At 69.3% G+C, this 17,293-nt stretch carries 18 protein-coding genes, 1 tRNA gene and 1 pseudogene; 14 read left to right on the forward strand and 6 right to left on the reverse strand.

Features of this window, described 5'->3' with window-relative positions; genetic code table 11:
* Positions 1–19 precede the first annotated feature (19 nt).
* A complete protein-coding gene (gene acpS / locus ABFT43_RS18975) occupies positions 20–412 on the forward strand; it encodes a holo-ACP synthase AcpS (protein WP_347961853.1) in 393 nt (130 codons plus the stop codon).
* 17 nt (positions 413–429) lie between these two features.
* On the opposite strand, the gene ABFT43_RS18980 is transcribed toward acpS, so the two are convergent.
* Positions 430–1,062 carry a TetR/AcrR family transcriptional regulator gene (locus tag ABFT43_RS18980; protein WP_347961854.1) on the reverse strand — a complete coding sequence of 211 codons (633 nt, stop codon included), beginning with the start codon at positions 1,060–1,062 and terminating at the stop codon, positions 430–432.
* Between the two features lie 29 nt (positions 1,063–1,091).
* Positions 1,092–1,583 (reverse strand): thioredoxin-dependent thiol peroxidase, encoded by a 492-nt coding sequence (gene bcp, locus ABFT43_RS18985; RefSeq protein ID WP_347961855.1) that lies wholly within the window; start codon positions 1,581–1,583, stop codon positions 1,092–1,094.
* A 146-nt stretch (positions 1,584–1,729) separates the two neighbouring features.
* Between bcp and ABFT43_RS18990 the strand changes: the two genes are divergently transcribed.
* The 4 genes from ABFT43_RS18990 (at position 1,730) to ABFT43_RS19005 (ending at position 5,268) form a co-directional block, all read left to right on the forward strand.
* Complete coding sequence (locus ABFT43_RS18990) at positions 1,730–1,951, forward strand: DUF3618 domain-containing protein (RefSeq protein ID WP_347961856.1); 222 nt, start codon at positions 1,730–1,732, stop codon at positions 1,949–1,951.
* 147 nt (positions 1,952–2,098) lie between these two features.
* Positions 2,099–2,171, forward strand: a tRNA-Lys gene (locus ABFT43_RS18995).
* 251 nt (positions 2,172–2,422) lie between these two features.
* On the forward strand, positions 2,423–3,628 hold the full coding sequence (locus ABFT43_RS19000) for a L,D-transpeptidase (RefSeq protein WP_347961930.1): 1,206 nt from the start codon (positions 2,423–2,425) through the stop codon (positions 3,626–3,628).
* Positions 3,629–3,633: 5 nt separating this feature from the next.
* Positions 3,634–5,268 (forward strand): DUF4185 domain-containing protein, encoded by a 1,635-nt coding sequence (locus ABFT43_RS19005; RefSeq protein ID WP_457590184.1) that lies wholly within the window; start codon positions 3,634–3,636, stop codon positions 5,266–5,268.
* On the opposite strand, the gene ABFT43_RS19010 is transcribed toward ABFT43_RS19005, so the two are convergent.
* The 4 genes and pseudogenes from ABFT43_RS19010 to ABFT43_RS19020 all read right to left on the reverse strand — a co-directional run.
* On the reverse strand, positions 5,176–7,212 hold the full coding sequence (locus ABFT43_RS19010; protein ID WP_347961857.1) for a neutral/alkaline ceramidase: 2,037 nt from the start codon (positions 7,210–7,212) through the stop codon (positions 5,176–5,178). The two genes, ABFT43_RS19005 and ABFT43_RS19010, sit on opposite strands and share 93 nt — an antisense overlap.
* 71 nt (positions 7,213–7,283) lie before the next feature.
* Positions 7,284–7,925, reverse strand: a complete 642-nt coding sequence (locus tag ABFT43_RS19015; protein ID WP_347961932.1) for a TetR/AcrR family transcriptional regulator — start codon at positions 7,923–7,925, stop codon at positions 7,284–7,286.
* A 94-nt stretch (positions 7,926–8,019) separates the two neighbouring features.
* Complete coding sequence (locus ABFT43_RS22715; RefSeq protein WP_457590188.1) at positions 8,020–8,304, reverse strand: FAD-dependent oxidoreductase; 285 nt, start codon at positions 8,302–8,304, stop codon at positions 8,020–8,022.
* 31 nt (positions 8,305–8,335) lie between these two features.
* A pseudogene (locus tag ABFT43_RS19020) lies at positions 8,336–9,496 on the reverse strand (flavin monoamine oxidase family protein); the annotation flags it as partial.
* 805 nt (positions 9,497–10,301) lie between these two features.
* Here ABFT43_RS19020 and hisD point away from each other — a divergent pair.
* From hisD to hisI, 9 genes are all read left to right on the forward strand, one after another.
* Positions 10,302–11,642: a histidinol dehydrogenase gene (gene hisD / locus ABFT43_RS19025; RefSeq protein ID WP_347961859.1), complete on the forward strand. Its 1,341-nt coding sequence runs from the start codon at positions 10,302–10,304 to the stop codon at positions 11,640–11,642.
* Positions 11,639–12,796 (forward strand): histidinol-phosphate transaminase, encoded by a 1,158-nt coding sequence (locus ABFT43_RS19030; protein WP_347961860.1) that lies wholly within the window; start codon positions 11,639–11,641, stop codon positions 12,794–12,796. Before hisD ends, ABFT43_RS19030 begins: the two co-directional genes overlap by 4 nt.
* Complete coding sequence (hisB, locus tag ABFT43_RS19035; protein ID WP_347961861.1) at positions 12,793–13,416, forward strand: imidazoleglycerol-phosphate dehydratase HisB; 624 nt, start codon at positions 12,793–12,795, stop codon at positions 13,414–13,416. The genes ABFT43_RS19030 and hisB overlap by 4 nt, the downstream gene beginning before the upstream one ends.
* Positions 13,413–14,051 carry an imidazole glycerol phosphate synthase subunit HisH gene (hisH, locus tag ABFT43_RS19040; protein ID WP_347961862.1) on the forward strand — a complete coding sequence of 213 codons (639 nt, stop codon included), beginning with the start codon at positions 13,413–13,415 and terminating at the stop codon, positions 14,049–14,051. Before hisB ends, hisH begins: the two co-directional genes overlap by 4 nt.
* Positions 14,048–14,356, forward strand: a complete 309-nt coding sequence (locus tag ABFT43_RS19045) for a hypothetical protein (protein ID WP_347961863.1) — start codon at positions 14,048–14,050, stop codon at positions 14,354–14,356. Before hisH ends, ABFT43_RS19045 begins: the two co-directional genes overlap by 4 nt.
* 82 nt (positions 14,357–14,438) lie before the next feature.
* Entirely contained in the window at positions 14,439–15,182 is a 744-nt protein-coding gene (gene priA, locus ABFT43_RS19050; protein ID WP_347961864.1) for a bifunctional 1-(5-phosphoribosyl)-5-((5-phosphoribosylamino)methylideneamino)imidazole-4-carboxamide isomerase/phosphoribosylanthranilate isomerase PriA, read from the forward strand.
* Positions 15,182–16,003 carry an inositol monophosphatase family protein gene (locus ABFT43_RS19055; protein ID WP_347961865.1) on the forward strand — a complete coding sequence of 274 codons (822 nt, stop codon included), beginning with the start codon at positions 15,182–15,184 and terminating at the stop codon, positions 16,001–16,003. The genes priA and ABFT43_RS19055 overlap by 1 nt, the downstream gene beginning before the upstream one ends.
* A 71-nt stretch (positions 16,004–16,074) precedes the next feature.
* On the forward strand, positions 16,075–16,848 hold the full coding sequence (hisF, locus tag ABFT43_RS19060; protein WP_347961866.1) for an imidazole glycerol phosphate synthase subunit HisF: 774 nt from the start codon (positions 16,075–16,077) through the stop codon (positions 16,846–16,848).
* A gap of 43 nt (positions 16,849–16,891) precedes the next feature.
* Positions 16,892–17,260 carry a phosphoribosyl-AMP cyclohydrolase gene (gene hisI, locus ABFT43_RS19065; RefSeq protein ID WP_347961867.1) on the forward strand — a complete coding sequence of 123 codons (369 nt, stop codon included), beginning with the start codon at positions 16,892–16,894 and terminating at the stop codon, positions 17,258–17,260.
* Positions 17,261–17,293 lie beyond the last annotated feature (33 nt).

The raw sequence follows: 17,293 nt of genomic DNA on the forward strand, positions 1-17,293 counted from the left end.
GGGAGATGAGCGTTCGCAGATGAGCGTTCTCGGAGTGGGGATCGACATCGTGTCGATCCCGGAGTTCGCCGAACAGCTCCGGCAGCCGGGCACGACGTTCGCCGACCGGTTCACGGTCGGCGAACGTCGGGACTCCGCGGCCGGGACCGGTGACGACGCACGGCATCTCGCCGCCCGCTGGGCGGCCAAGGAAGCCGTCGTCAAGGCGTGGTCGGTGAGCCGGTTCTCGCGGTCACCGCTGCTCCCGCTGATCCGGCACAGCGACATCGAGGTCGTCACCGACACCTGGGGCCGCCCGGCCATCCGGTTGTCGGGGGAGATCGGAGAACACCTGCGCGACACCGTCGTCCACGTGTCCCTCACCCACGACGGCGACACAGCCGCGGCGGTTGCCATCCTCGAGGGACGGTAGCGGCCGGGACCGGGCCGTCAGCCCGAGACGTGCGTCGACTCCTCGAGGAGCAGATAGCCGGCGAGCATGCGCTTGAGCTCGGCCACGGTCTCCTCGTGGTCGTGGCCGTCCTGCACGGAGAAGCTCAGCAGCGAATACGCCGTGTGCACCAGGACCTGTGACATCATCTCGCGTCGCTCGCGCTGGGAAGGCGTGAGCGGCGCGAGGATTCGCGCCACCTGGGCGGCGAGCACCCGCTCGTTCTCCGACGCGGTCGCACGGGTCGCCGGCGTCGACTGCACCGCCAGCCAGACCGCCCGCCGCGACGGATCGTTACGCCACAGGGCCGCAAGATGATCGAGGAACTTCTCGAGCAGGCTCGGCCACTCCAGCGACGGGACCTCGTTGGCGAACGCGGTCAGTTCCTCCCGAACGTCGACGGTGTCCTGCCGGTCGAGCTCGCAGACGATGACGTACTTGTTCGCGAAGTACTGGTAGAGGGTCCCGATCGGGACCTCGGCCCGTGCCGCGATCTCTTCACACGTCAGGGATTCGAACCCGACCTCGATCAGGAGTTCGCGTGCGGCGTTGAGCATCGCCTGGAACTTGCGCTTGCTGCGTTCCTGGGTGGGCCGCTTGCGCGGCACCAGCGGTTCGGTCGCCCCCGTCATCGTTCTCGCTCACCGCTTCTTCGCGGAGGTCACACCGACAGGTCGCGGCGCAGCTTCGCCACGTGTCCCGTCGCGCGCACGTTGTACTGCGCCAGGGCGATCCTGCCGTCCTCGTCGACGAGGAACGTGGACCGGATGACGCCGGTGACGGTCTTGCCGTACATCTTCTTCTCGCCGTAGGCGCCCCACTCGGTGAGGACCTTCTTCTCGGGGTCGCTCAGGAGCGGGAAGTTCAGCCCCTCCTTCTCGACGAACTTCGCGAGTTTGGCGGGCTTGTCGGGGGAGATGCCGAGCACGGTGATGCCGGCGTCGTTCAACCCCGCGAGATTGTCGCGGAAATCACATGCCTGCTTGGTGCAGCCGGGTGTGGCCGCGGCCGGGTAGAAGTACACGATGACCTTCTGGCCGGCGTAATCCGACAACGACACCGGATTCCCGTTCGCGTCGGGCAGGGTGAACGCGGGTGCGCGATCACCGACGGACAAACGCTGTGCCTCCGCTGCGGGAGTTACCTCTGCCATGAAGGCCAGGCTAGTCGATGGCCACCTGCCGCGACGTGGGGATGTCGTAGCATCGAAACGCCGCCGTTCGGCGGTGATTCGACAGTTCAGATGCGGGCGTGGGCACAGGGCGCACGACGCAGCGAGAAGCGCCGGAAGGATGCACAGTGGCCGGAGATACCGAACGTATCGAGCAGGAGATCGCGAAGGCCCGCGAGGACCTCGCCAACACGCTCGACGCGCTGGCCGAACGCGCGAATCCGCAGCGCCTCGCCGACGACGCGAAGAGCAGGGCGCTCGCCACCCTCCAGACCCCGGCGGTGAAGTACACGTTCGCCGGCGTGGGGGCGCTCGTCCTCGTGCTCGTGGTCCGCAAGATCGTGAGCTGAGTCGCGCGAGGGTGTCCGGTGCGGTGTCGCATTGACGGGAAAGCGTCGAAAAACCCTCTCTGACCAGCCGATTTCACAACTGGCGAGAGTGTCATGTAATGTTCTTTCCCGTCGCCGGGAGGCAAGCCCGACAGCGACAAACCGCAAGCGCCATTAGCTCAATTGGCAGAGCAGCTGACTCTTAATCAGCGGGTTCGGGGTTCGAGTCCCTGATGGCGCACAGAGATCCACGAGACGCCCCGCAGAAATGCGGGGCGTCTCGTGTCTTGTCGGGGAGGTTCTCGCCGGGCATTCGTCCCGACCGTGCGGGAGCGTCTGTAACGGGACACGCCCACGAACAGATGACGCACGCGGGAGTATGTCCGGGATTCTCGTACACTGGTGCGTGATTCGGGGAGGCAACTGCCGACCAGGTCTACAGAGTTGGTCGACACAGGCGGGAGAGAGATGGGTATCGGTCGTTCTCGACGGATGCCGCTGGTGATCAGTGGTGTTCTGCTCGCGGTCATCGCACTCGTGACGTCGTGCTCACAGGAGCCGACCTACAGCGACAATGTGACCAGCTCGAGCCTCTTCGACGATCTGCTCAAGCCGGGTATCGAGATCGTCACCGAGGACGATGACTCCGACGGTGCCAAGCCGCTCACCGACAACTCGGTCGGCGTGCTCCCGGGCGCACCCATCACCGTCAAGACCACCGAGGGCACGCTCAAGCGCGTCCTCATCACCAAGTCCGACGGCACCCCGCTCAAGGGTCGTTTCGCCGACAACGACACGGTCTGGACGAGCACCGAGGCGCTCGGCTACAACCGCACCTACACGCTCGACACCGAGGCCATCGGCATCGGCGGCGCGGTGAACAAGAAGGTCACGTTCACCACCAGCAGCCCCAACAACCTGACCCAGGCCTACCTCACGCCCGGCCCGGGCGAGACCGTCGGCGTCGGCCAGCCGGTCGCGGTGAAGTTCGACGAGCCGATCCCGAACCGTCGTGCCGCCCAGCGCGCGATCAAGGTCACCACCGACCCGCCGGTGGAGGGTGCCTTCTACTGGATCAGCGACAGCGAGGTGCGCTGGCGTCCGAAGGAGTTCTGGAAGCCCGGTACCAAGGTGCGGGTCGCGGTCAACACCTACGGCATCGACCTCGGTGACGGTCTCTACGGCCAGGAGAACGTGCGGACGAATTTCACCATCGGCCGCAAGATGATCATCACCGCCGACGACAACACCAAGCAGGTGGTCTTCGAGCGCGACGGGAAGGTCATCAAGACCATGCCGACGTCGATGGGCAAGCCGGGTGACGAGACCGACAACGGCATCTACCTCGTCGCCGACAAGCACGACCACATCATCATGGACTCGTCGACCTACGGCGTACCGATCAACTCGCCGAACGGCTACCGGACCCCGGTCGACTATGCGACGCGCATGTCCTACAGCGGCATCTTCTTCCACTCGGCTCCCTGGTCGATGTGGGCGCAGGGCAACACCAACACCAGCCACGGCTGCCTCAACCTCAGCCCGGACAACGCGCTGTGGGTGATGAACAACACGCTGCGCGGCGACCCGGTGATCGTGAAGAACACCTCGGGCGGCACGCTGTCCGGCACCGACGGGCTCGGTGACTGGAACATCCCGTGGGAGCAGTGGCGCAAGGGCAACGCCGACAGGTCTTGACCGCCATGGACCGGTTGACTCGACGTTCCGCCGGGGTTCGTTGGCTCGCGCCGGTCTGCGCGGCGGTGATGGCCGGCACCGTGGTGGGCGGCACGACAGCGGTCGCCCACGCCGCACCGGACCGTCCGCTGCCGAGCTCTGGATGCGAGGCCGACCTCCCGCCTGAGCCGAAGCCCGGACCACACGATCCGCGTGATCTCCTCCCTCGGCTCCCGGACCGCCTGTCCATCCCGCTGCCGTACCCGAGGATCCTGCCGGTGCCCGAGCCGGCGCCGGAGAAGCCGGTGGTCCGCATCCCGTCCGAACCGCCGCCGAAGGACCCGTGCACCGATCCGTGCCCGGACATCACCGACCCGCCGAAGCCGAAACCGGACGCGGGTGGGCCGGCCCTGAGCATCGAGTTCCCGAAGATCACCTTCGACCCGGCGCCCAAGGACATCCCCGTTCCGGTGCCCAACCCGAACCCTCCGAAGCTGCCGCCGCGGCCGGCGAAGGTGAACCCGGGGGTCGACCACGGGCCGGTGGCGCCGAAGCCGACGCCGCCGCGGGTCTCCGGGCTGAAGTGGGTCGGGACGGTGACCGGGCGTGGATCGACGAGCCGCACCGACAAGCGGTGGCAGATCAACGGCACCGACCTCGGCATCATGTGGGAGGCGGAGCCGGGCAAGGTCGCCATCGTCTTCGGCGACACCTTCGGCAAGGGCTTCCGGCCGCCGGGCGCCAACGGCGGGGACTGGCGCAGCAACGTGCTGGGGTTCTCGTCGGACGACGAGCTCGCCGACGGACTGTTCATCGACACGATGGTCCAGGACAGCCGGTGCCACGCGGCCGAGTTGCTCAGCGCCCGCCGCATCAACCACTACGAGATCACCGTCATCCCGACGTCGGGCTTCGCCGTCGGGGACCGGCAGTACATGAGCTACATGTCGGTGCGGACCTGGGGCAAGATCCCCGGCCTGTGGCTGACGAACCACGGCGGCCTGGCCTATTCCGACGACGGCGGCTCGACCTGGGTGAAGGACCCGTACGCCCGCTGGGACAACATCTTCGGCGTCAGCCAGTTCCAGGTGTCGTCGATGGTGCCGAAGGGTGAGTACGTGTACATGTTCGGCACGCCCAACGGCCGCATCGGGTCGGTGGGCCTGGCGCGTGTGCACCGCGACCACATCCTGAACAAGACCGCCTACCAGTACTGGCGCGACGGCAAGTGGGTGCCCGCGCGCGACGGCAACGTGGCATCGGTGATCTTCGCCGGTCCAGCCGGAGAGGTGAACGCTCGTTACGATGCCTCGACCGACCGCTGGCAGATGACCTATCTCGATGCCGTCCGCGGGGCGATAGTCCTGCGCAGGGCACGCGAACCGCAGGGCCTGTGGTCCGAGCCGAGCGAGCTGGTCAGATCGTCGAGGTACGCCCAGCTCTACGGCGGGTTCATGCACCCGTGGTCGAAGGGCGAGGACCTGTACTTCACGATGTCGACGTGGACGGACTACAACGTGTCGCTGATGCGGGCGGGGGGGGGGGGCCCCCCCCCCGCGCCGCGGAACTCACCTCACCTCGAACGCCTTCGACGTCCCGCTGAACGCGCCCACCTTTCCGGAACCGTCGCGGCTGTTGCCGTGATAGACGATCCGGAATGATCCCGACGTCCCCTTCGGCACGGTCCAGGTGATCGTGATCTTCGAGGTGTCGAGGCTGCCCGCCGGACGCGCCCAGCGGAACTCGGTCGACCAGTCGTTGTCGTCCGCGACCGTCCCCCACTCGTCGCCGGAACGCTTCTGGACCTCGAGATATGTTCCGCCCGTGCGGAAGTCGTTGTTCGGATGCGCCCCGACGAACTCGACCACGACGGTCTGTCCCGGGCGGTACGGACCTCCGGGCTGCCGCAGCACATCGCCGTAGGCGTGACCGGGGATCGGGCGGTCGGCTGGAACGGGCGGCAGCAGGTCCGGCTGGAAGCCCGACTTGTCGAGCGGCGCCGGTCCGCGGTCCAGGGAGCGTCCGGCCGCCAGCGCCCCGGCGAGCTTCGCGAACTCCTGCATGTACGCGGGCAACGTGTAACGGCCGTACTGGGTTTCGCCGCCCTCGTACTGCTGGAGGTCGTACTCCTCGGGCGTGGTGACGTACTGGGTGTAAGCGTTGGAGTAGCCCTGCACCAGGACGTTGTCGACGTTCGTGCGCAGCTCGTCGGCGACGACCTGACGCAGACGCAGTCCCGACACGATGGTCACCTCGGCCGGCACCGCGACCAGCACGAGCTCGCCGATCCGCATGATCTGCAACGGGACCACCGACGGAATCCAGCCCGACGGCGGCATCAGACCGAGCGGGAACGCGATCAGCTTGGGTGCCTGCATGTCCCGGATCCACGGCGCGATCGGCGGCTTCTTGTCGCCGCCCAGCAGATCGAACAAGGGGTTCCGCATGCCCTCGACGAGCAGGGGGAGCGGCTGTTCGTAGTTGTCCTCGCTGCTCGTGGCCGCCGCGGCCGCGCCCATCATCGCCGGCGTCGTCGACGCCGGTTTGCCGTCGGGCGTGTAGGTTCCGGACACCTTGACCGCCGACATGTCGACGTAGCGCGTGATCGAGTCGACGCCGCCGCGGGTCATCGGGCGCGCGGAGTCGAAGGCGCGGCGACCGGCGACGTACTGGCGTTCCCCGATCAGCTCACAGTTGCGCTTGTTGTCGGTGGTGGGTCCGCTCGGCTTGAACCACTTGAGTGCGAGGTTCGGGGTCATGTCACCGGAGTTGGTCTGTGGGAAGGCCGCGACGAAGCCGGGCCGGGTGCGCTCCCACAGGTAGCTGGCGTAACCCTTGTTGTCGCCGGCGATGAGGACGTTGTGGTCGGTCAGCGACGTGCCGTGGGTCGAGAACCACGTGATGGCGCCGACATCGGTCTCGCCCTGGCGAAACCGCAGCACGGTCACCTTCGGGTCGATCGCGGACGGGAAATGCTTTCGGTCCGACGCCGGGTTGGCGTCGAAGGCGACCTTCGACCGGTTGGCGCTGGCATCGTGCAGCTCCTCGTGGCCGATCGTGATCGTGCCGGGCGCGAGGTTCTCGTGCGCGCGGACGATCGCGTTGTACAGGCCGTCGACCTCGGCGTCGTAGGAGTTCTTCTTGAACCCGAAGGCCGCCAGGGAGTACGCGAAGTCCCATGCCGTGCCGCCGCACGAGGCGTGCGAGTGCTGCGCGTTGAGGTTGACGTTCTCCTCGGTGTACAGCGAGCCGAATCGCTTGCGCAGCTTGGCCATCACGCCCATGTGATGGGACTGGAAGAGGCACGCGATGTCGGCGGTGGCGAAGACGACGCGCCTGCCCGTGGCACGGTCGACGACGATGTACGCACGCGCCCACCATCGTTGCAGCAGACCGGCCGCCACCTGTTCGGGATTCGAGTAACCCATCATGCCCTGACCCGCGACCGCGCCGGTCATGTCGGCCATGCCGCAGCCGACGAGGTAGTCGGTCGAGTCGTTCGGGGCCGCCGATGCGCGTCCGGGACTCACGGCGTTCGCCGCGAGTCCCGCGCCGGCCGCGGCCACCGCGGCGCCGGCGATGAGTTGTCTCCGTGTGACGTCCACGTGGTGTCCCTTTCAGGCGTGTTCGGAATGGGTCTTCGTCGGGGAGTCCGACGCCGGGTTGCCGGGCCGGATCATCGATCGGTGTCGCAGCGGCCCGGGCCCGGGCCGTCGACGAGGTGGGAGGCCAGGGTGGCGACCGCGGCGTCGGCGATGAGGTCGCACACCGCCCGGTCGCGGATGTTCAGGTATGACAACGTGATCCCGTCGGTGGCGGCGAGAACGAGTGGGGCGAGCTCGGAGGTCGGCCTGTCCCACGAGGTCCCGGTCGCCGCCGCAACGGCGTCGAGTGCCTCGCCGATCGCGGCGTAGTACCGCAGGTACATCTGTGTGCCGAGATCGCTGAGCCCGTCGGTCTGGCGGGCGTACTGGTTGAGCGAGATCATGGCCTGCTCGCGGTCGGGATCGGCCACGACCCCGTCGATGTACGCGGCGAGCGCCGTTCGCAGGACGGCGATCAGGCCGTCCCGGCCCTGCGAGATCTCCTGTGTGCCCTCGCCGAGCGCTGCCGCGACCGCTGCGAGTTCCTTCTCGGTGCCGCGTTCCACGAGCGCGGCGAGTAGTTCGTCACGGGTGGCGTACACGTAGTGGAACGTCGACAGCGTCACGCCGGCCTCGGCGCAGATGGCGCGTGTGGTCGCGCCGTCGACCCCGCGCCGGGCGATGACGCGGAAGGCGGACTCCAGCAACAGTTCTCGCCGCTCCTCGACGGGCATCCTCATGGTCGTGTCGCTCGCATCTGTGTCGCTCGCATCGGTGTCGCTCGCATCGGTGTCGCTCTCATCGGTGTCGCTCTCATCCGCGTCCGGCTCACCTCAGGTCCGAGAGGATCTCGCGGGCGGCGCGCTTGCCCGCGCGCACCGCTCCGTCCATGTACCCGGTCCAGTGGTCGGCGGTCTCGGTGCCGGCCCAGTGGATGGGACCGACCGGCTCCCGCAGCGCGGGCCCGTACTTCGTGAGCACGCCGGGTGCGGCGACGCCGGTCGGGCCGCCGCGCGACCACGGCTCGAGGTCCCACTTGAAGACGCCGTGATCGAGGTGGTCGTCGGCCTCCGGGCCGAACAGGTCGACGAAGTTGCCGATGCACTCCTTCACGAGTTGGCTCTCCGGGGGCGTGGTCGAGTCGGCGCATCGCGTCGGCGGAGATGAAGCCCATGAGGATGTGGCGGCCGTCGGCGTGGCTCTCGAAGGTGACGTCGATGGGGCGTCCCGCGCCGTACGCCTGGCAGGACAGGCCCTTCTCGCGCCAGAACGGGCGGCGGTAGACCGCTGCGAATTTGCTGACCGCACCCATGTGGAAGCCGCGATGGATGCCGGTGCGTGCCGCCGGGAGAGCGGGCCGGTACTCGATCCGGCCGGCGATGGCGGGGGACATGGCGACGATGACCTTGCGCGCGCGATACACCCCCGTGTCGCCGGTGACGGTCGCGAGGCCGTCGGACCAGGAGATCGACCGGACCGGCGCGTTGTAGACCATGTGCTTGTCGAGGTGCCGCGCCATGCGCAACGGGATGAGCGCGGCGCCGCCCTCGAACAGCCGTTCCTGTGCGCCGCTGTCGGTGCTCAACAGGCGCACCAGGTTTCCCGGGTTCTGCTCGTCGCCCGCTGCCGCGATGTAGTTGAGGAAGAACAGTGCGGAGACCTCGTCGGGCCGCACCGAGATCGGCGCCGCCATCGCGATCTGCACCAGGTCGCGCGCGGTCTGCGTGTGCGCGATCTGATGGGTGTACTCACCCCAGGTGAGGGAGTCGAGGTAGTCGGCGTTCGGGTGTTTCCACGGCTCGCCGACCGGGAACCCGGCCAGTGCGTCGGCCTGGGCGCGTGCGAGTGCAGCGCCCGCCTCGCCGAGTTCGGCGATGGCGGGGATCGGCGCGGCCGCCGGGACACGGGTCTTGCCGGTCCGGCCGACGAATATGCTGTCGCCCGCGTTGTAGGTGCGGATCGTCCGGACGTCGTACTCGCGGGCGAGGGCGCCGATGTGGTTCTGCGTCGGTCCGATGAACTCGGCGCCGGCGTCGAGCACCGCCCCGACCTTCGGCGAGGAGATGTTGTGCACGCGACCACCCGCGCGCTCCCGGGCCTCGAGCACGGTCACCGACGCCCCGGCGGCGACGAGTGTCTTGGCAGCGGCCAGCCCGGAGAGCCCCGCGCCGACGACCACCACGTCGACGACCCCGGACGGCAGTGCCGACGACCGTCCGGCGCCGGCCGGAGAAGCCCCGGCCAGGGCGCCGACGGCGGCCAGGGATCCGCCCAGGAACCGCCGGCGAGTCAGATGACCGGTCATGTGATCCCCCGATCTCTCGTGTGGCGCGAGGCTATCGACCACATGTTCAGGTCATATGACCTGAAGTATCGGGAGAGTAACAGGCGGATGTGAGTCAGAACACCCTTGGATGAGCGTCGTCAACCGTCGACGCAGTTCACCGGCCTGGTCGTCGAGCTGGTGGCGAAGGCCACCCGACGTCACCGGCCGGACGGCGACTCAGGACGCCAAGAGGCCGTACACAGAGGACGTCGAGAGTGACGCGCGGACCACGACAGGTCCCGGGGGGAGGTGGGCACCGCCCGGACCACACGGCTACCCCGGCGCGCACTCTGCGTACGGCCGTGAGAGGGGGACGCGCTCAGTCCTTGGGGCCGGGGATTCCCAGGAAGAACCCGATACCGATGATCAGGCAGGAGACGAGTGCGACCACGAACATGACCCAGTAAGCAGGCATGTCGGTGACGTTACTGTCGAACTCTTGCGCCCGCAGCAACTCCGGGACCATTGAGGACGAAGGGCCCGCATTCCCCGGGGAACAAGGACGGAACGTCTCCCGGGACCTTCGGAGACATGTGGAGGAAGAGATCTCCGGGCGTCTGAGAACCGCCCCGTCCCATGCCCGCCGCAGCGAGTCCGACTTGGTGCGATCCGCTGCCGGCCGGAGGGGCGAAATCGGGGGCGCTTTCCGTCTGGCGGTGTGCTCGTCGGTCGAGAAGGGTGGGTCCGGCGTGTCCCAGACCACCGTTGTCACCCGCACGGAAAACCCACTGGCCGCCGACCCGTATCCTGGATGGGTAAATTCCCGCACCGACCAGGAGAGATCATGCTCGCCCGAATTGACCTGCGCGGTAGCACGCCGACGCTCGCCGAACTGCGTCGCGCGCTTCCCCGTGGGGGTACCGACGTCAATGCCGTACTCGACACGGTGACGCCGGTGGTGCATGCGGTGGCCGACCAGGGCACGTCCGCGGCACTGGGGTTCGGGGAGGAGTTCGACGGCGTCAAGCCCCTCTCGGTGCGCGTCCCCGCGACAGTCATCGCCGACGCGCTGGCCGCGCTCGATCCCCAGGTCGCCGACGCGCTGCGCGAGTCGATCACCCGCGCCCGCAAGGTCCACGCCGACCAGCGCCCTGAGACCACCCGCACCCAGGTCGTCGACGGCGGCGTGGTCAGCGAGAAGTGGATCCCGGTCCGCCGCGTCGGCCTCTACGTCCCGGGCGGCAACGCGGTCTACCCGTCGTCGGTCGTCATGAACGTCGTCCCGGCGCAGGAGGCCGGCGTCGGATCGCTCGTCGTCGCCTCGCCCCCGCAGAAGGACTTCGGCGGCTGGCCGCACCCGACCATCCTCGCCGCGTGCGCGCTCCTGGGGGTCGACGAGGTGTGGGCCGTCGGTGGCGCCCAGGGCATCGCGCTGTTGGCCTACGGCGGCACCGACACCGACCAGGCCGACGAGCCGAACGCGGTCCTCGACCCGGTCGACCTGATCACCGGCCCGGGCAACATCTACGTGACCGCCGCCAAACGACTCTGCCGCAGCGTCGTGGGCATCGACTCGGAGGCCGGGCCCACCGAGATCGCCATCCTCGCCGACGACTCGGCCGATCCCGGCATCCTCGCGTCCGATCTGATCAGCCAGGCCGAACACGACGTGCTGGCCGCATCGGTGCTCGTCACCGACAGCGTCGAACTCGCCGACGCCGTCGACGCCGCCGTCGAGCAGCAGGCCGCGACCACCAAGCACCGCGAGCGCGTCGTCACCGCGCTGTCGGGGGAGCAGTCCGGGATCGTCCTCGTCGACGACATCGAGGCCGGCCTGGCCGTGGTCGACGCCTACGCCGCCGAGCACCTCGAGATCCAGACCCGCGACGCCGCTGCCGTCGCCGACCGCGTCCACAACGCCGGCGCGATCTTCGTCGGCCCGTACGCGCCGGTGAGCCTCGGCGACTACTGCGCGGGCTCCAACCACGTCCTCCCGACCTCGGGTTCCGCACGATTCGCGTCGGGCCTGTCGGTGCAGACCTTCCTCAAGGGCGTCCACGTCATCGACTACGACGAGGCCGCGCTGCGCGAGGTCGCCGACAAGGTCGTCACGCTCGCCGACGCCGAGGACCTGCCCGGTCACGGCGACGCGATCAAGCAGCGTTTCGCGGGGTCGCGCCGGTGACCGCATCCGACGCCGTGACCGAACGGACCGGCGGGCTTCCCGGCTCACACGTCACCGTCGACGACCTCCCGCTGCGCGACAACCTGCGCGGCAAGTCGGCGTACGGCGCACCCCAGCTGAAGGTGCCGGTCATCCTCAACACCAACGAGAACCCGCACCCGCCGTCGCAGGCGCTCATCGACGACGTCGCGACCTCCGTCCGCGAGGCGGCTGCGGAGTTGCACCGCTACCCGGACCGCGACGCGATCGCCCTGCGGGCCGACCTCGCGGGCTACCTGAGCTGCGCGACGGGTGTGCAGCTTGGCGTCGAAAACCTTTGGGCAGCAAATGGTTCCAACGAGATCCTGCAGCAGCTGCTGCAGGCGTTCGGCGGGCCGGGACGCAGCGCGCTGGGCTTCGTGCCGTCGTACTCCATGCACCCGATCATCGCCGACGGCACCGACACCACCTGGCTCGTCGCCGCGCGCTCGCCCGACTTCGGACTCGACATCGACTACGCCGTCGCCGAGGTCGCCAACCGCGAGCCCGACGTGGTCTTCGTGACCTCGCCCAACAACCCGACCGGGGGCTCGATCCCGCTCGCCGACCTCCGGCGCATCGTCGAGGCGGCCAAGGGCATCGTCATCGTCGACGAGGCGTACGCCGAGTTCTCGTCGGCACCCAGCGCCGTCGAGTTGATCGACGAGTTCCCGGCCAAGGTCGTCGTCAGCCGCACCATGTCCAAGGCATTCGCCTTCGCCGGCGGACGCCTCGGCTACCTCGCGGCGGCCCCCGCCATCGTCGACGCCATCCAACTGGTGCGCCTCCCGTACCACCTGTCCGTGCTCACCCAGGCCGCCGCGCGGGCCGCCTTGCGGCACGCCGACGACACGCTCGCCGGGGTCGCGAAGATCGTCGCCGAACGCGAGCGCGTCGTTGCCGCGCTGACCGACGCCGGCTACCGCGTCGTCGACTCCGACGCCAACTTCGTGCTGTTCGGGCGGTTCCGGGATGCTCCGGCGTCGTGGCAGCGTTACCTCGATGCCGGTGTCCTCATCCGGGACGTCGGGATCGCCGGTCATCTGCGCGTGACCATCGGGCTCCCGCACGAGAACGACGCCTTCCTCGACGTCAGCCGCACGCTCGCCTCAACAGATCTGGAGAACACTCAGTGAGCAGCCCCGCGCCTCGCATCGCGAAGGTCGAACGCACCACCAGGGAATCCTCGATCTCCGTCGAACTCAACCTCGACGGGACCGGCCGGACCGACATCTCGACCGGCATCGCGTTCTACGACCACATGCTCACCGCGTTCGGCCAGCACGGCAGCTTCGACCTGACCGTCAAGGCCGAGGGAGACATCGAGGTCGAGGGACACCACACCATCGAGGACACCGCCATCGTCCTCGGTCAGGCTCTGGGGCAGGCGCTCGGCGACAAACGGGGCATCCGCCGCTTCGGCGACGCCTGGATCCCGATGGACGAGACCCTCGCGCAGGCCGTCGTCGACGTGTCCGGCCGTCCGTACTGCGTGCACACCGGCGAACCCGAGCACTTGCTGACGGCGGTGATCGGCGGCCACCCGGGAGTGCCGTACTCGACCGTGATCAACCGGCACGTCTTCGAGTCGCTCGCCCTCAACGCACGCATCGCCCTGCACGTGCGCGTGCTGTACGGCCGCGACCAGCACCACATCACCGAGGCCGAGTTCAAGGCCGTCGCGCGCGCCCTCCGTGCGGCGACCGAGTACGACTCCCGCGTGACCGGCGTGCCGTCGACGAAGGGAGCGCTGTGAAGCCCGACGTCACCATCCTCGACTACGGTTCCGGCAACCTGCGGTCGGCGCAGCGCGCGCTCGAGCGCACCGGAGCCGAGGTCACCGTCACCTCCGACTTCGACACCGCCCTCGAGGCGACCGGACTCGTCGTCCCCGGCGTCGGCGCGTTCGCCGCGTGCATGGAGGGCCTGCGCGCGGTGAAGGGCGACCGGATCATCGGCCGCCGCCTCGCCGGTGGACGCCCGGTCCTCGGTATCTGCGTGGGCATGCAGATCCTGTTCGAGCGCGGCGTCGAGTTCGGCGTGGAGGCCGAAGGCTGCGGCGAGTGGCCCGGCGAGGTCACCCAACTCCCGGCGCAGGTGCTGCCGCACATGGGCTGGAACACGGTCGAGGCGCCCGAGGACTCGAGGCTGTTCGCCGGACTCGACGCCGACACCCGGTTCTACTTCGTGCACTCCTACGCCGCGCAGAAGTGGGAGATGGACAACGTGGGATCGCCACTGGCCGCGCCGAAGCTGACCTGGGCCGAGCACGGCGGCCGGTTCCTCGCGGCGGTCGAGAACGGTGCGCTGTCCGCCACGCAGTTCCACCCGGAGAAGTCCGGCGACGCCGGAGCCCACCTGCTGGAGAACTGGGTGCGGGGACTCTCATGACCGACGGCACGCCGGGCCGGGACGGGGCGGGCGGGGGTGCGGCGGACACTCCGAGGCCCGGCGGCGGTTTCTCGATCGCCAAGCTCGCGTTCTACGCTCTCGGCGCCGGTGTGCTCGTCCTGGCGGTGTGCGTCCCGATCGTCGTCGTGTGTGCGAACTGGTCGCCGATTGCCGGTCTGGTCGCCGCGCTCGCGGCGGTGGTCGCCATGATCGCCGCGATCGGTACGGTGGCGAACCGCATGGTCAACCGCGCGCGGGCGGAACTGCTCGCCGCGCAACCGCTGCACCGACCCGAGGCCCCCTGACCCGCAACCCGCCGACCCGACACCGCCCGAGCCCACAGCCGACACACGATCCCGATCCGAGAAGACAGGAACAGATTCACCCATGGGTAGCACCCTCGAACTCCTTCCCGCCGTCGACGTCGCCGACGGGCAGGCGGTCCGCCTCGTCCAGGGCGCGGCCGGCACCGAGACGTCCTACGGCTCCCCGCGCGACGCGGCGCTGGCCTGGCAGAACGACGGTGCGGAGTGGATCCACCTCGTCGACCTCGACGCCGCATTCGGCCGCGGCGACAACCGCGAACTGCTCGCCGGCGTCGTCCGCGAACTCGACGTGAAGGTCGAGTTGTCCGGCGGCATCCGCGACGACGAGTCGCTCGCCGCCGCCCTGGCCACCGGTTGCACCCGCGTCAACCTGGGCACCGCAGCCCTGGAGAACCCCGAGTGGTGCGCCCGCGCCATCGCCGAGTACGGCGACCGGATCGCCGTCGGCCTCGACGTCATCCGCGAGGGCGACTCGTACCGGCTGCGCGGCCGCGGTTGGGTCACCGACGGCGGTGACCTGTGGGAGGTCCTCGAGCGCCTCAACCGCGACGGCTGTGCCCGCTACGTCGTCACCGACGTCTCCAAGGACGGCACGCTGAAGGGCCCGAACCTCGACCTGCTGCGCGAGGTGGCCGCCGCCACCGATTCGCCGATCGTCGCCTCCGGCGGTGTCTCGGCGATCGACGACCTGGTCGCGATCGCCGGCCTGGTCGACGAGGGCGTCGAGGGCGCGATCGTCGGCAAGGCGCTCTACGCCGGCCGGTTCACCCTGCCCGAGGCCCTGTCGGCAGTCGCCGGGGTCTGATGAGCGGAACCGAGAACTCGCTCGACCTCCCGCGGTTGCTGCACACCGCGGGAGCGGTGCTCGACGACGTCGTCGAGACCTTTGTCGACGGTCTCGGTGCGCCGAGCGCCGTACACAAGGGCGGCACCGACTTCGCCACCCAGGTCGACCTCGACATCGAGCGGCGGGTCACCGCTGAACTCGAGGACCGTACCCAGATCCCGGTCCACGGCGAGGAATTCGGCGGCGCCGACCCCGTCGACGGCCCGGTGTGGGTGCTCGATCCGGTGGACGGCACCTTCAACTACTCCGCGGGCATGCCGCTGACCGGCATCCTGCTCGGTCTCGTCGTCGACGGAGAGGCCACGCTCGGGCTCACCTGGCTGCCGCTGCTCGGTCGCAGGTACGCCGCACATGCCGACGGCCCGCTGCTGGTCGACGGGGAGGCCGTCGAACCGCCGCCGGACCTGCCGCTCGAGGAGGCCGCGATCGCGTTCGGCCCGTTCAACGCCAAGGGCCGCGGGCGCTATGCCGGTGACCGGCGAGCCGACCTCCTGCGGGCGCTGAGCTCCCGCGTGGCCCGCATCCGGATGACCGGGAGCACCGGCGTCGACATGGCCTTCACCGCGTCGGGCGTGTTCGGCGGGGCGGTCGCCTTCGGACGACACCCCTGGGACAACGCGGCCGGCGCCGCACTGGTCCGGGCGGCCGGCGGCGTGGCGACCGACATCGCGGGCGAGCGGTGGACGGTCGCATCTCCCTCACTGGTCGCGGGCCGGCCCAGCGTCCACGCCGGGTTGATGAGGGTCATCCAGGAAACGGTCGGGGAGTGGTCGGAGTGACCGGCCCCGTCACAGATCAGACAGGCACGAGAACATCGAATGAACAACGAGCACGCGAAGGAGACACGACGATGACGCTGGCGACCCGGGTCATCCCGTGCCTCGACGTCGACGCCGGCCGCGTCGTGAAGGGCGTCAACTTCGAGAATCTGCGCGACGCCGGCGATCCGGTCGAGCTGGCGGAGCGCTACGACCGCGAGGGCGCCGACGAGCTGACCTTCCTCGACGTCACCGCGTCGAGCTCCGGCCGCTCCACCATGATCGACGTCGTCAAGCGCACCGCCGACCAGGTGTTCATCCCGCTGACCGTCGGCGGCGGAATCCGCACGGTGGAGGACGTCGACGCGATGCTGCGGGCCGGCGCGGACAAGGTGAGCGTCAACACCGCGGCCATCGCCCGGCCCGAGGTGCTCGCCGAGATGAGCCGCCGGTTCGGCTCCCAGTGCATCGTGCTGTCGGTCGACGCCCGCACCGTGCCGGAGGGCTCGGAGCCGACCCCGTCGGGCTGGGAGGTCACCACCCACGGCGGCCGCAAGGGCACCGGCATCGACGCGATCGAGTGGGCGCGGCGCGGCCAGGACCTCGGCGTCGGTGAGATCCTGTTGAACTCGATGGACGCCGACGGCACCAAGCAGGGGTTCGACCTGCGCATGCTGAGGGCGGTGCGCGAGGCCGTCACCGTTCCGGTGATCGCCAGCGGCGGCGCGGGCAAGGTCGACGACTTCGCCCCGGCGGTGAAGGCCGGCGCCGACGCCGTGCTCGCCGCGTCGGTGTTCCACTTCGGCGAACTGACCATCGCCGAGGTGAAGGCCGCCATGCGGGACGCGGGCATCACCGTCCGATGACACCCCCATACACCACCGGGCGCGCACAGGCAGGAGAACTCTGATGGCACTCGATCCCGATCTCGCGGCGCGCCTCAAGCGCAACGCCGACGGGCTGTTCTGCGCGGTCGCGCAGGAACGCGGCACCGGCGAGGTGCTGATGGTCGCGTGGATGGACGACACCGCGCTCGAGCGCACCCTCGCCACCCGCAAGGCGACGTACTACTCCCGGTCCCGGCAGGAGTACTGGGTGAAGGGCGAGACCAGCGGCCACACCCAGTACGTGCACGACGCCCGCCTCGACTGCGACGGCGACACCGTCCTGCTCGTCGTCGACCAGGTCGGCGCGGCCTGCCACACCGGCAATCACAGCTGCTTCGACACCGAGTCGCTGCCCTTCGGGGTCGAGGCCCGACCGGACTCCGCACAATAGTCTTCATCGTGATCACACCCGAAAGGCGGTGAC

This window comes from Gordonia aurantiaca (assembly GCF_039939235.1).
Classification (GTDB): domain Bacteria; phylum Actinomycetota; class Actinomycetes; order Mycobacteriales; family Mycobacteriaceae; genus Gordonia.